Origin of the sequence: Enterobacter cloacae complex sp. IR5402 (assembly GCF_049238125.1) — a bacterium.
GTDB classification, from domain to species: domain Bacteria; phylum Pseudomonadota; class Gammaproteobacteria; order Enterobacterales; family Enterobacteriaceae; genus Enterobacter; species Enterobacter hormaechei_C.
On record NZ_JBMKHO010000007.1, the window covers coordinates 1 to 13,623 of the forward strand.

The window sequence follows — 13,623 nt, forward strand, 5'->3', positions numbered from 1 at the left end:
GCGGAGCAGGAAGGACATCTGATGGAAATGGAAGCCACGCAAGCACCTTAAAATCACCATCATACACTAAATCAGTAAGTTGGCAGCATTACCAACATCATGGTCGGTTTACGTCGGCGGCCGAGCAGTTTGTCGGAGACGTAGCCGCCAAAAATCGCACCGATAAATCCACCGATGCACGGCATGCTGGCGACCAGCCCCATGCTCATAAACGTAAAGCCTTTCTCTTTCACCAGATAGAGCGGGATCCACGTCAACAGTCCGTACAGCACGCTGACCATCATAAAATAGGCCAGGCAGTCGCCGAGAATATTCTTCGAGGTAAACAGCCCTTTCACCGTGCTTACCGGGGCTAATTCCCGCACGCGGATCAGCCGATCGAGGCGTGCAAAGCCTGGTGAAATCACGATATTTTCCCGTCTGGCGTCCGGCGTCTCCTGACCGGCGGTAATGGTCTCCAGCTCCGCTTTCGAGACGAATGCGCTCTCGGACGGCTTCGTGCGTACCAGCAGATACCACAGGACGGCAATGACCAGGCCGGGGATCGCAAAGGAGAAGAAGACCCAGCGCCAGCCCCAGGTCATGGCGATCCACACTGCCAGCGGCGGCACGAGGATGGGCGCGAACATGGTGGCGGCGATGTAGACGCCCGTGGCCGTGGCCTTCTCCTTTGGCGGAAACCAGTTATTGATGGTGGAGGCCAGCCCGACCGGGCACGGCCCCTCTGTTAACCCCAGCCCCAGGCGGATACACTTCAGGCCCAGAACCGAGGTTGCGGTGCCCATCAGCCAGGTAAAGGCAGAGAAGCCGAATATCGACAGTGCCACCATGCCGCGAATTCCCTTTTTGGCAATAAAAAAGCCCGCAGGAATTTGGCTCAGGGCGTATCCCAAAAAAAACATGCTGGCGATGGCACCGGCTTCGAAATTATTGATATGAAATTCGTCAATGATAAACGGCAGTACTGCACCAATATTTGTTCGGTCAGCATAGTTAATGGCATAAACAATAAAAATTAATGCCAGCACAACGAAACGGTAATTGGTTTTTTTAGTCTTTATGTAGGGGACAGCTTGTTCTATACGAGACATAACTTACCTCATTATTCGAACACCGTGAGTCGTTTTATTATTGCGTTCAACGTCAATATATCGGCTCACCCATGAAACGCCATTCAATAAAGCTCATTTATTGCTGAGATAAATTTGATTCGCGATACAGCTCAAAAAAATAACATCGGGATAAAATTGCCCGCTCGCAGTCTCAATGTTATGTTTTTTATCAATTATCGTGTAAGGAGTAGGCCATGTCCGCGCAGGATCGCCAGACGTTATCGCTGCCCTCGCTCAGAAATTTGCAGGCGTTTATCGCCGTTGCTAACGCCCTGAGCATCCATCAGGCGGCGGAACAGCTCAACGTCACGCCTTCGGCGGTAAGCCACCAGATCGCGTCGCTGGAATCGTGGCTGGGCAAGAAATTATTTATCCGCAGCGGCAAAGGGGTTCAACTCACCCCGACGGGAGAAAAATATCTGCGGGAGGTCTCGGCGGCGATGAGCGCCATCGGGCGCGCCACCGATCAAATCGTGAAAGAAAAAGACAATGCTGTGCTTCGCGTGCACTCTTCCCCCACCTTCGGGCTGTCCTGGCTGTTGCGCCGTCTGGGCAGATTCCGCGCCGAATATCCTGATATCACCATCAATCTCACCTGCTCCTATGAGAACCTACAGTTCGCCAGAGATAATATCGACATTGATATCCGTCACGGTATTCCGGACTGGGACGCCTACCGGGTGATGACCATTAAAAACGACACGCTGGTGGTATTGGCCTCGCCGGACTATGCAGAAGAGCATCCCATCAGCACGCCCGCCGATCTGCTGCAACAGTCGCTTATCTCGTCCACCAGCACTCTGGTGAACTGGGAGAAATGGTTCGCCTGGCACAATATCGACAGGCCCTGGCTTAATTTCAGCCTCAGCTTCGACCGCTCCTACATGAGCTTTGAAGCGGCGCGCATGGGGCTTGGGTTTATTCTGGAGAGCAAAATGATGGCTACCGATCACCTGAAGGATGGCTCGCTGGTGCAGGTGCTGCCTGATGAAATGGGTATCGCCATCAACGCGCACCATCTGGTGATGCCGCACATGAACGAACGCGCGTGGAAGATCCAGCAGTTCGTCGAGTGGATTGACCGTGAGTTGCGATTGTCGGGGTATCACCTGTAGCGATACCCCAACGTGGCGTCAGGCGACCGTGCCCCAGACCAGATTCCCCTTGTGGAACGTCGCGGTGCGCGGAGAAATGCGCGCCACCGCCTCGGCGGAACAGGAGGCGTCAACCAGCACAAAGCTGGCGTCGTCCTGCGCTTTAGGCCACACGCGCTCACCTTTGTCGTTCAGCGGCAGCACGTCGCCGGTGGCGATGCCCAGCGCCCGCGAAAGCGTCTGCTCGTTCGGGCGAATATAGAGCTGGGCGTAGAGGTTGGCTTTCTCCAGCATGTCCCCCAGACCGTACGGCGACCAGTGGTCGATCACGCTGTCGGTACCGGTCATGACAAACACGCCTTTATCACGTAACTGCTTCAGCGGCATGTGCAGGGTGCCAATCGGCACGGTCGAGGCGATGGTTACCTGCTGTGCCGCCATGCGGGTGGCGATCTCATCCACCTGCTGTTCGTTAAGCGTGGCCAGCGCGAAGGCGTGGCTGATGGTCAGCTTCCCCTTCAGCGCCGGCGTTTTCTCCACGGTTTCTACCATGTAGTTCACCGCCGCCACGCCCGCCGGGCTGGTTTCATGCAGGTGAATATCCACCCCTTTGTCGTAATCCAGCGCAATCTGGAACATGGTATCTAGCGATTTCTCCATCGCGCCGTCGACGCTGGTTGGGTCCAGCCCGCCCACATAATGCGCCCCCGCCTGCATCGCCTCGCGCATCAGCTTTTCAGAATTCGACAGCAGCAGGCCGTGCTGCGGGAAGGCAACGATTTCGCAGTCAAAGCCTGCGCCCCGGCGCGCCAGTACCGCCTGCAAATTTTCCAGGTTTTTCAGGCCGGAAACCGGCTCTATGTTGCAGTGGCTGCGGGCGATGGTGGACCCTTTGGACTGGATCAGGTCGATCAGCTTTTCGGCGCGTTCTTGCGTGTAGGGCTGTAACTCCGGCAGCAGCTTCTGCTCCAGGCGGATCATGTCCTGAATGGTGGTGCCCGCCGGACGGTTCAGGGAGCGCCATGGGCCGCCGTAGAAGGTTTTATCCAGGTGAATGTGCATGTCGCGCATCGCCGGAAGCATCAGCTTTTTACCCGCGTCGTAGTGCGGCAGGGTCGCGTCGGCGTGGCTGCCGTTATCGCGCAGGGCGACGATTTTCCCGTCTTTGATCTCCAGCGTTTTCAGCTCGGTGCGGGTGCTTGTCGCCACGCTGCCGTCGTAGTTAAACCCGGCTTCCAGCAGCACGTTGTCGAGATAGTAATGTTTTGCGGTGATGTTCATCGGTTTACCCGTCTCGCAGGTTGCCTTTACAGAATCGGCAGCATACGCGACGGAACCCGTGGCGCCAAACAGCGCGCAGGCAGTAACCATTTTGCCGCTCTGGCTGATAAACTCGCGGCGGCTTTTATTCTCACTCATCTTATCTTCCTTCATTAATAATATGGGTACCCGTTTCACCGCGCAGCGCTGCGGGCAGGCAGTCCGGCGAGGTGATGATTACGCGCCTGCCGCCATGGCGTAAAAATTCCAGCGAAGCGACGATTTTTGGCAACATGCTACCTGCCGGGAAGTGGCCTTCATCCATGTAGCGCGTCATCTGCGCCACGTTGACGGTATCCAGCGCCTGCTGGTTCGGCTTGCCGAAGTTCACGCACACTTTCTCCACGCCGGTGGTGATCACCAGCACGTCGGCGCGGATCTCGCGCGCCAGCAGCGCGGTGGAGAGATCTTTATCGATAACCGCATCCACGCTCTGGTAATCGCCCTGTTCACTGCGCACCACGGGAATGCCTCCACCGCCCGCGCCGATGACCACAAAACCTTTCTGCGTTAGCGCCTTAATCGCATCCGCCTCGACGATGCGCCGCGGCTGGGGCGAGGCCACCACGCGGCGATAGCCCCGGCCTGAATCCTCGACAAAATGCCAGTCCGGGTGCGCGAGCTGTAGCTCGTCGCGCTGCGCCTCGCTGAAGAACGCGCCGATCGGTTTTGTCGGGTGCGTAAAGCCGGGATCGTTTTTATCCACCTCCACTTGGGTGACGACCGTGACCGCCTTTTGCTCGCCACGCGCCGCCAGGCGGTTGTTGAGCGCCTGCTGGATCAGGTAGCCGATGCCGCCCTGGGTATCCGCCACGCAGTTTGCCAGCGGGGTCAGCGGCAGCCCTTCCCGCTCGTGGGCGATTTCGGCGCGGCGCAGATCCAGCCCCACCTGCGGGCCATTGCCGTGGGTGAGCACGATGTCATAGTCCGAGGCCAGCATTTCGAGTACCGACTCAGCCACCGCTTTGACCGCCTGCGCCTGATGCTCAATCGACTGGCTGGCGTTGTCTTTGATAATGCTGTTGCCGCCGATGGCGACGACCATAAGCTCTTTCATTTTGTTTCCTTTAGAAGGTGCGTTCTGGTGCCCTCACCCCGGCCCTCTCCCACAGGGAGAGGGGGATTAACAGAGGTATCCAGCACATGCTTCACCACAAACATCCCGCCCATCATCAGGTAGGCCGTGACAAACATCAGGGAACTGCCCTCGGCAAAGCCCACCACCGGGGCGTGGATCACGCCAAACAGCGCCAGCAGCGCGCCTCCTGCGGCGGCGACGGCCCCGCGCAGCGGTTTGTTGAGGATGGCGAAGATGGCGATACAGCCCCAGAGCATGCTGGCGAGCGGCGCGCCGTTGCCGAGATGCATCAGGCCTTCGTAGTAGATACCCTTGCTGTGCAACACGTCGGTGCCGATTTTCGCCGCGCTGGTCCCCGCGGCGCTCATCACGCTGTTCATCATGGTCAGCGCCCAGTTGGCGATCCACGGGAACAGGCAGATGAAGATAACGGGCACCTCCACTTTCGGGGTTTCCCTCACCACCTGGTTGGCGGTGACGACGCCGATAAACACCAGAATCGGCACGATGGCGGTCATCGGTATGATGGCGAGCATAAAGGCCCCCAGCCCGAACAGCGGCACGATGAACATGGTCACGCCGGACGCCAGGGTGTAGCCGATGCTGGCGCCCATCGCTTTCCAGCCAGGATGGCCGACGTAGACCGTGACCGGGAACGGATTGCCCATCAGGCAGCCGAGCATCGAGGCCAGACCGTTCGCCAGCATTACCTTGCGGGTCGGGTATTCATCCCCTGCCGCGTGGGCGCTTTCGATGTTCTCCAGGTCAAAGATGTAGTTCGCCAGCCCCAGCGGTACGGCGGACGCCAGATAAGGCAGCGCGTGCGGCAGCCCCTGCATAAAGCTGTCCACGTGCACTTCCGGCGGGTTAAAGCCGAAGGATGACATGGACGCTTTAATGGCATCCGGGCTTTGCAGGCCAGAGATCCACGCAAGTAGAGTACCGGCAATTAACAGCAGCAGGCCGGTCGGGATACGGGCGAAAATCGGCTTTTTACCGAACCAGTTAATGAAGATCAGCAGCAGGACGATAAACGACACGGTCGGCGCTTCGAACGCCTGCAACATCGGGTTCATCGCCAGCAGCAGCAAGCCAAGACCGGACAGGCACGACAGCAGCACGGTGCGCGGGATCATCTTGCGGATGGTTTCCCCCAGGAAGGAACCGCCCGCGAGGATCATCGCTTCCACAAAGCACCACACCAGGCCAATCTGAATCGCGAAATCCGCATCGCCAGTTTGCTGGTAAACCGGCATTAAGACCAGGAAGGTCACGGTAAAAATCGACGGCGCGCTCGGGCCGGACGGCAACGCGGTGACGTCCGTTCGTCCGGTAGCGCGCGCCATTTGCAGGCCAAACCACGTATAGCAAAGACTCGCCACCAGCACCGCCAGCCCGAAGGCTGGCGCGATGCGTCCATAAACAATCTCCTTCGGGATGCCGACGACAAAAATGAGCAGCCCCATCATGGTCAGCAAATTGGTCAGGTTGTTGGTCATCAACCCGAAATAAGCTGCCCAGTCACCTCTTTTCCACTCCAGTTTCATGTTTTTCATGGATGCATACCTTATAGAACGTAGCGATCGCGGAAGGTTAACAGCGCCTTTTCAAAACAGCTAAACGGCGGGTGAACGATGCCCGCCCCAATCATGCCGATCCCGGCGTCCTTGTGGGCAATGGCGGTATTAATGACCGGCAGAATGCCGCTGCCCGCGACCTTCATGATGTCGATGGCGGTCGGGATGCCCATAAACGACAGCAGCGGAATGGTGACGTTCGGGTTTTCGCCGAGGGTGATTTCGCGCATCTGGCGAGAAAAATCGATGGCTTCCTCCACCGTGCCGCCCACCAGCGCAACGATGGCCGGGGCCGTCGCCATCGCAAAGCCGCCGATGCCGTAGGTTTCGGTAATCGCGCTGTCGCCGATATCCAGCCCGGAGTCTTCCGGCTTATAGCCCGCGAACATCGGGCCGATCACCTGCTGCGCCGGGCCGGTAAACCACTGCCCCGGCAGGCCGGAAACGCGCAGGCCGAACTCGTAGCCGTTGCGCGCCATGGTGGTGACGACGGTGCTGTACTCAATGCCGTGGGCGGCATCCAGCGCGGCCTTACACATCGCCATCCACGTCGGACCGGAGAAGTAGTCGCTGCTGGCGACAAACTCGAACACATCACGCTGCTGCGCCACCGGATAGCCCGCCTGGATCAGCCCCGGCGTCAGCGCCTGAATAAGCAGCGTGGTGCCCGCGTTGTTGCGGTTGTGGCACTCGTCGCCCATGTGCAGCGCCTGGGCCAGCATCAGGCGCAGGTCGATTTCGCCGATAATCTTCATCGCGTCGCGCAGCATCGGGCCGAGCACGTCGCGCATCCAGTTCAGGCGCTCGATCACGCTCTGGTCGTTAGCCCCCATGCGCAGGATCTTCGCCATCTGCTCGCTGAGGTTGGTGAAGGCGCGGTTGCCATAAGTTTTGTTCTCAACGATGTGCATAAACATCGACGCGGAGGTGACGCCCGCCATCGAGCCCACGCAGTCATGCTCGTGGCAAGGCGAGAACGTAATATCTCCGGAGGCGGCGATCCTTGCCGCATCGTCCAGATCCGTCGCCAGCCCTTCAAACACCAGCGCGCCGGTAACCGCGCCTTTCATCGCACCGCACATGTTTTCCCAGGTAACTGGCGGACCGGCGTGCAGAATGGTCGTGCGGGTCATGCCCGGCACCACGTTGATGGCCTGGTCATAGCCCACCAGCACCGGATGGGACTGAATAATCCGCTCCAGGGCAATTTTGTTCGCGGCGGCAATTTTCTCCGCCAGCGGTTTTTCCGCCAGCTGGTCGAGCGCTTTAACAACCTGCATATTGCCCTGCCCCGGCGGCGTCCAGTCGAGCTGGGTCACGGGAACGTGCTGCTTTTTGAGGTCGTCGCTGAACATCGCAATGCCGACGTTAATAACGTTTAGCGGCTGGTTGAATAAAGTGGTCATTATGCTTTCTCCCCTTTGCAGACAAATTCGCGTGCCAGTAATCCGGTGTTGGTGCTGCTGCTGGCCCAGATGACGCCTGCGTCGGTCAGCAGCTGGCACTGCTGCGCCAGCGACTGCGGATCCTGATCGGTGCCGAGCACGTAGCCGAGAATTTCCAGCGGACGGTTGTCGGCGTTCGCGATCGCCTGTGCCTCTTTGATCGCCTCGATCATCACCCCCACCGGATCGTCGTGCGCGCCAAAGCCCAGCACGAAGTCCATCACGATGACGCCCACCTGCGGATCGCGCGCCTCCTGTAGCAGGCGGCTGATGCGGTTGGTCGGGTCGATCATTGGGTGTGGCTTGCCGTTGGTGAAATCATCGTCACCGAAATCAAGGAAGGTGTGGGCCTGGCTAACGCTGATATCTTTCAGACGCCTGGCCGGGTCCGGCTGGATGTTGCTGTAAACATCGTCAAACTTCTCCAGCGCGGCAAACATCGCTTCGTCGCACAGGGTGCCGCCGCAGAACAGGCCGCGAATGTACTTCTGCTGCGACGTCAGGCGGGTGCGTACCTCTTCGATCAGCGGCCAGTTGAGCGGATGTAAATCCAGGTCGTCTTTTTTAATGCCGGTAAGCAGCACCGCTTTCAGGGCCGCCTCTTTGGTGCCACGAGCAAACTGCAAACCGTCTTCATCGGCAGGCGGTTCGTTGCGGCCCAGGAAGCACACAACTACAGGCTTGCGGCAGGCGCGTGCCCGGGCCAGCACCTTCTCAGCCACCGCGGGTGCTGGCGGTTTGGAGATGAGCGCTATCACCCGAGTAGCGTCGTCCGCCTCCAGCATGTCGATGGCGTCGAGCATCATCAGGCCGCCGATCTTCTCGCTGAGATCGCGTCCGCCGGTGCCGATCAGCTGCGACACGCCGCCGCCGAACTCATGAATGCGCACGCTCAGCTCCTGGCTGCCGGTACCGGAGGCGCCAACGATGCCAATCGGCCCGCGACGCACCGCGTTGGCGAAGCACAGCCCCGCGCCGTTGATAATGGCGGTGCCGCAGTCAGGCCCCATCATCAGCAGACCCTTTTCATGCGCCAGCTGCTTCAGCGCCAGCTCGTCGTCGAGCGATACGTTATCGGAGAACAGCATCACGTTAAGATCGTTTTCCAGCGCCTGACGCGCTTCCCGGGCGGCGAAGGTGCCGTTGACGGAAATCACCGCCAGGTTGCTGTCCGGACGATGGGTTTTGGCGCTGGCAATCGACGCGTAGCGTGCTTCATGGGAGCCCGTGCGCTCTTTACGCGTGAACAGCGCTTCAATGGCGGCCAGGGTTTCATCATTTGCCGCGTCGCCTTTAATCACGATCATCAGGTCGCCATTTTTCGCGTCCGCTAATTCCGGCGTTAATAGCCCGAGGTTTTTTAATACGCCTTTGTTCATTTCCGTCGCCATCGCCACAAACGCCTGCTCGACGCCCGGCAATTTATTGGCTTTGGTGGAAACCGACATTAAGGAAACCGAATCGAAATACGTATTCTTTTTTATGACGATTTTGGTTGGCATTATTTTCACCTGTTTAAGATAAAAGGGGGCCGCCGTCGTGCTAAATGCACGTCGGTAACAATGCGTTTTTTCAGTAACGGCCAGCCAGGGGAAGGCTGACCGAATGCGCTACGCGCCTGCCGCCAGCAGCAGGTCTGCGATCGCGTTGAAGCCTTTTTCCCGCGCCAGTTCGAGCGGGGTTTTGCCGTATTTATCGGTCATGTGCGGGTTCGCGCCGTGATCCAGCAGCAGCTTCACAATTTCCTGCTGCTTTGCGCCGCCGTCGTTTAATACGATGGCCTCCAGCAACGGCGTCCAGCCGACAAAATTGGTGTGGTTGACGTTGATGTCGGTTTTTTCCAGCAGCTCACGCACGATTTCAACGTGCCCTTTTTCACTGGCAGGGGTAATGCCCACGCCGCCAAAGCGCGTCAGACGGTCGAGATCCGGATCCGCCGGAAGGACAATGCGCAGCAGGGTTAAATCATTGGTCAGGCAGCTGATCAGGAAGGGGTTAAAACAGGTCTGGTCCTGTTTATCAATATCCGCCCCGGCGGCAATTAAAAATTCCACACAGGCGTAATGCTTTTTCAGGCTGGCAATAATAATGGCGGTTCTTTTCTGGCGGTTGGTTACGTTAATATCCACGCCTTTTTCCAGGCAGGCTTTTAGCGCGTCGATATTGCCCTCTTCTGCCGCCAGCAGAAATTCTGTAACCAGTGCAGTTGCAGACATATTCAGACTCCCTATGTTTCACTTCTGATGGCCTGAGAATAGCAACAGCCTGGTCATAAAAGAATCCGCTTAAAAATCATTCATCGACACGCAATTCATTGTTGAGTTAAATTCAACGGTCCGGCAGAAACGTGCGTCTGTGCAACCTTTTTCTTATGTTTTACCGCTTTTACACACTTCAGGCTGCATTATCCTTATGGCTGAAAAAGCCTTACACAGCGCGGCCCTACGTAAAAATACAGAACTGTGACCAACATCAACTATGATGTAACGCCAGTGTTAAAATATGTTCAAAACTGATGGTCACCAGGAGCCATAATATGAATTCCATCTTTACCGAAGAGAATTTGCTGGCCTTCACCACCGCGGCACGTTTTGGCAGTTTTAGCAAAGCGGCTGCCGAGCTGGGCGTAACCACCTCGGCCATCAGTTACACCATCAAACGCATGGAGACCGGCCTGGACGTGGTGCTGTTTGTACGCAACACGCGCAGCATTGAGCTGACCGAATCCGGTTTTTATTTTTATCGTAAAGCGACCGACCTGCTGAATGACTTTCATGCCATCAAGCGCGGGATTGATACCATTTCTCAGGGCATTGAGACGCGGGTGCGCATCTGCATAAATCAGCTTTTGTATACGCCACGCCATACCGCGCGTTTGCTCCAGGTGCTGAAAAAACAGTTTCCCACCTGCCAGATCACGGTGACGACCGAGGTGTATAACGGCGTCTGGGATTCCATCATTAATAATCAGGCCAATATCGCCATTGGCGCGCCGGATACGCTGCTGGACGGCGGCGGCATTGATTATACCGAGATAGGAGCGATCCGTTGGGTATTTGCCATCGCGCCCACGCATCCGCTGGCGTTCGCCCCGGAGCCCATCTCCGAAAGTCAGCTGCGTCTGTATCCCAATATCATGGTCGAGGATACCGCGCATACCATCAATAAGAAGGTGGGCTGGCTGCTTCACGGTCAGGAGGCGATTCTGGTGCCGGACTTCAACACGAAATGCCAGTGTCAGATCCTGGGGGAAGGTATTGGATTTTTACCGGAATACATGACGCGTGAGGCGGTGGAGGATGGGCTGCTGGTAACGCGGCGAATCAATAATCCGCGCCAGGATTCGCGCATGCTGCTCGCCACGCAGCATGCGGCGACCGGTCAGGTCACGCGCTGGATAAAACAGCAATTTGGCCCCGAAGGCGTGCTGACCCGGATCTACAGTGACTTACTGTGGCGTACCTAGCTCTTCGTCTGAACCCAAAATGCGTGGATAAGACCGGGGAAGTAGCCCAGGATGGTCAGAAGGATATTCAGAATAAACGCCCAGCCCAGCCCCTTGCCAAGCAGCACGCCCAGCGGCGGGAGAATAATCGTAAAAACAACGCGCCAAAAACCCATAAATAACTCCGTGCAAGCTAACCAATTGAAAATTATAAAAGACACTTCTCTAAGCGTAGCCAGTTTACGGGTAACTGCCATTCGTCTCTCGCGCTTTTACCTGCCTTTACCCTCTTTACACTGGCTTAAACCCGGCCTTAAATGCTCTACTGTTTTGAAATTGACCGTAAGGAAACATAATGTCTCTTCCTCTTATTTCGCCGCAGCAGGCAAACGCGCTTATTGCTGAAGGCGCCAAACTTATCGATATTCGCGACCCCGACGAGTATGCCCGCGAGCATATTCCGGCGGCGCACTCCATTCCGCTGGATTCGTTACCCGGCGGGCTTAACGCGGCGCCGGGAGAAACGGTGATTTTCCACTGTCAGTCCGGCGCACGAACCTCAAACAATGCTGCTCGTCTGGCGCAGGCAGCATCCCCTGCGAACGCCTGTGTGGTTGAGGGAGGCATTCAGGGCTGGAAACAGGCCGGACTGCTGACCGTTGAAGATCGATCGCAGCCGCTTCCGCTGATGCGTCAGGTGCAGATCGCTGCCGGGCTGCTGATCCTCTGCGGCGTGGTGTTGGGTTACAGCGTCTCCAGCGGTTTTTTCCTGCTGAGCGGTTTTGTGGGCGCCGGGCTGCTGTTCGCCGGAGTGACAGGTTTTTGCGGTATGGCGCGACTTCTGAAAGTGATGCCGTGGAACCGACGTACCTGATAAGGAGTATCTGAAAGATTAGGCTGTACCCCGTCCCGGACGTGGGCTATGGTGAAGATCATGACAATGATGAGGAGGTGCGATGTTTTCTGTCGGTGATTATGTCCAACCGCGTCAGGGCGGTCCGAAACTGAAAGTGCTCGAAGTGAATGGTGAAAACATTGTGGCCGTGCAGGCCAGCGATGAGCAGGGCGAGAAATATCACCTGAAAGCGGCGGACGTAGTTCTGTACTCCGAAGAAGGTGACTTTGGCGTCTGCTAAGTCAATAATCGGGCGGAATACACCGCCCGAATAATCATCAGATCAGGAAATCGTCCAGCGATTTACCGTTTGCCAGTGCGGTCGCAATTGGCTTTGGCGTACGTCCCTGACCGGTCCAGGTTTTTTCTTCACCGTTCGCGTCAATAAAACGATATTTCGCCGCACGCGCTTTACGTTTTTTCGTCGGCTGACCCGCCTGCGCCAGGTCACTGCCTAACAGATCGCTCGGAGAAATACCGTCAGCTTTCATCAGTTCCAGCAGAGCATTAATTTTATCCTGCTGTTCAGCGCGTTGACGCTCTAATTCAGCCTGCTCGCTGCGTTTTTCTTCAGTGACAATCCGGAATTTTTCCAGCACTTCTTCCAGAACATCCATGGATAATTCACGTGCCAGCGCCCGGAGGGTACGAATATTATTAAGATTCTGTAACGTTAAAGCCATAATAATGAAAAACCTTTCTTCGTGTGTATAACATAAATCAGGCAACAGAATAATTGATTTTGGTTCTGATATCTACCCACCGTGACGTTTTGACATTATTGTAAATGTTTTAGAATATCCCGTTAATATAACCCTGAAATATATGTCTGTTTTAAAGCGTAATATACCGCCCTTCCCCAGGCCAAAAAACCCTGTTTTAAACCGTTCAAAAAACCGCCTCCAAAATCCCACACAACAAAGGTTTCACACGCGCATAGATAATCTAATTCATTGATATATTTCACTAAAATAGGCGCGAGGAGAGAAAATAACGAAGCGCGCAAAAAACGCACAATTTTAGAGAATTTTATGGCTAAAGCGCCAATAAATAAAAATTAATCACTACTTGTTAGTTAAAAGCCAGAGAGATACGCTATACACTCAAAACAAACCAACCTAAAGCACTAAAGGCCGCAGGTAAAACGCCACTTTTTTGTCCTGTTCGAGGAGTTCAGACATGTTCTCACCGCAGTCTCGCCTGCGCCATGCGGTAGCGGATACGTTCGCGATGGTCGTTTACTGTTCCGTCGTGAATATGCTGATTGAAATTTTCCTGTCGGGAATGTCCTTTGAGCAATCTCTCTCGTCGCGCCTGGTGGCCATTCCGGTGAATATCATGATCGCCTGGCCGTACGGCCTGTACCGCGATGCAGTGATGCGTTTCGCCCGGCGTATTAGCCCGGCAGGTTGGGTAAAAAACCTGGCGGACGTGCTGGCTTACGTGACGTTCCAGTCCCCGGTGTATGTGTTTATTTTGCTGACTGTGGGCGCAGACTGGCATCAAATCGCCGCTGCGGTAAGTTCAAATATCGTGGTATCCATGCTGATGGGTGCGGTGTACGGTTACTTTCTTGACTACTGCCGCCGCCTGTTCAAAGTCAGCCCTTATAGCCAGGCAAAAGCGTAAGGTAAGGCGACTGGCTCATGCCAGTCGC

13 protein-coding genes and 1 pseudogene are annotated in these 13,623 nt (G+C 56.3%); 5 read left to right on the top strand and 9 right to left on the bottom strand.

What is annotated here, in order from left to right:
• Positions 1-77: 77 nt before the first annotated feature.
• Positions 78-1,091, bottom strand: a pseudogene (locus ACOTXL_RS13275) (MFS transporter); the annotation flags it as partial.
• A 215-nt stretch (positions 1,092-1,306) separates the two neighbouring features.
• On the opposite strand from ACOTXL_RS13275, the gene ACOTXL_RS13280 reads away from it, so the two are divergent.
• Complete coding sequence (locus ACOTXL_RS13280; RefSeq protein WP_023323646.1) at positions 1,307-2,227, top strand: LysR substrate-binding domain-containing protein; 921 nt, start codon at positions 1,307-1,309, stop codon at positions 2,225-2,227.
• 18 nt (positions 2,228-2,245) lie between these two features.
• Here the strand turns inward: ACOTXL_RS13280 and ACOTXL_RS13285 are convergent, their stop codons facing one another.
• The 6 genes from ACOTXL_RS13285 to ACOTXL_RS13310 all read right to left on the bottom strand — a co-directional run bounded on the left by ACOTXL_RS13285 (position 2,246) and on the right by ACOTXL_RS13310 (position 9,842).
• Complete coding sequence (locus ACOTXL_RS13285; RefSeq protein ID WP_023314699.1) at positions 2,246-3,625, bottom strand: amidohydrolase family protein; 1,380 nt, start codon at positions 3,623-3,625, stop codon at positions 2,246-2,248.
• Position 3,626: 1 nt separating this feature from the next.
• Positions 3,627-4,583, bottom strand: coding sequence for a carbamate kinase family protein (locus tag ACOTXL_RS13290; protein WP_022651711.1), 957 nt, complete (start codon positions 4,581-4,583; stop codon positions 3,627-3,629).
• Positions 4,580-6,160, bottom strand: a complete 1,581-nt coding sequence (locus tag ACOTXL_RS13295; protein WP_045340134.1) for a hypothetical protein — start codon at positions 6,158-6,160, stop codon at positions 4,580-4,582. Before ACOTXL_RS13295 ends, ACOTXL_RS13290 begins: the two co-directional genes overlap by 4 nt.
• 11 nt (positions 6,161-6,171) lie before the next feature.
• Positions 6,172-7,587: a DUF1116 domain-containing protein gene (locus tag ACOTXL_RS13300; protein ID WP_045351104.1), complete on the bottom strand. Its 1,416-nt coding sequence runs from the start codon at positions 7,585-7,587 to the stop codon at positions 6,172-6,174.
• Entirely contained in the window at positions 7,587-9,128 is a 1,542-nt protein-coding gene (gene fdrA, locus ACOTXL_RS13305; protein WP_045331235.1) for an acyl-CoA synthetase FdrA, read from the bottom strand. Before fdrA ends, ACOTXL_RS13300 begins: the two co-directional genes overlap by 1 nt.
• A 108-nt stretch (positions 9,129-9,236) precedes the next feature.
• A complete protein-coding gene (locus ACOTXL_RS13310) occupies positions 9,237-9,842 on the bottom strand; it encodes an ankyrin repeat domain-containing protein (RefSeq protein ID WP_022651715.1) in 606 nt (201 codons plus the stop codon).
• A 320-nt stretch (positions 9,843-10,162) separates the two neighbouring features.
• Between ACOTXL_RS13310 and ACOTXL_RS13315 the strand changes: the two genes are divergently transcribed.
• The gene (locus ACOTXL_RS13315; protein WP_015571650.1) at positions 10,163-11,092 is read left to right on the top strand and encodes a LysR substrate-binding domain-containing protein; all 930 of its coding nucleotides are present in this window, start codon (positions 10,163-10,165) and stop codon (positions 11,090-11,092) included.
• Here ACOTXL_RS13315 and ACOTXL_RS13320 read toward each other — a convergent pair.
• The gene (locus ACOTXL_RS13320; protein ID WP_003862203.1) at positions 11,089-11,247 is read right to left on the bottom strand and encodes a YqaE/Pmp3 family membrane protein; all 159 of its coding nucleotides are present in this window, start codon (positions 11,245-11,247) and stop codon (positions 11,089-11,091) included. The two genes, ACOTXL_RS13315 and ACOTXL_RS13320, sit on opposite strands and share 4 nt — an antisense overlap.
• Positions 11,248-11,426: 179 nt before the next feature.
• Between ACOTXL_RS13320 and ACOTXL_RS13325 the strand changes: the two genes are divergently transcribed.
• Positions 11,427-11,945, top strand: coding sequence for a rhodanese family protein (locus tag ACOTXL_RS13325; RefSeq protein ID WP_032609995.1), 519 nt, complete (start codon positions 11,427-11,429; stop codon positions 11,943-11,945).
• An 82-nt stretch (positions 11,946-12,027) separates the two neighbouring features.
• Positions 12,028-12,207: a hypothetical protein gene (locus ACOTXL_RS13330; protein WP_003862199.1), complete on the top strand. Its 180-nt coding sequence runs from the start codon at positions 12,028-12,030 to the stop codon at positions 12,205-12,207.
• Positions 12,208-12,244: 37 nt separating this feature from the next.
• Here ACOTXL_RS13330 and stpA read toward each other — a convergent pair whose 3' ends face one another.
• Positions 12,245-12,649, bottom strand: coding sequence for a DNA-binding protein StpA (gene stpA / locus ACOTXL_RS13335; protein WP_022651717.1), 405 nt, complete (start codon positions 12,647-12,649; stop codon positions 12,245-12,247).
• Between the two features lie 496 nt (positions 12,650-13,145).
• Here stpA and alaE point away from each other — a divergent pair, with 496 nt between their 5' ends.
• Entirely contained in the window at positions 13,146-13,595 is a 450-nt protein-coding gene (gene alaE, locus ACOTXL_RS13340; RefSeq protein WP_045351102.1) for an L-alanine exporter AlaE, read from the top strand.
• Positions 13,596-13,623: the final 28 nt, after the last annotated feature.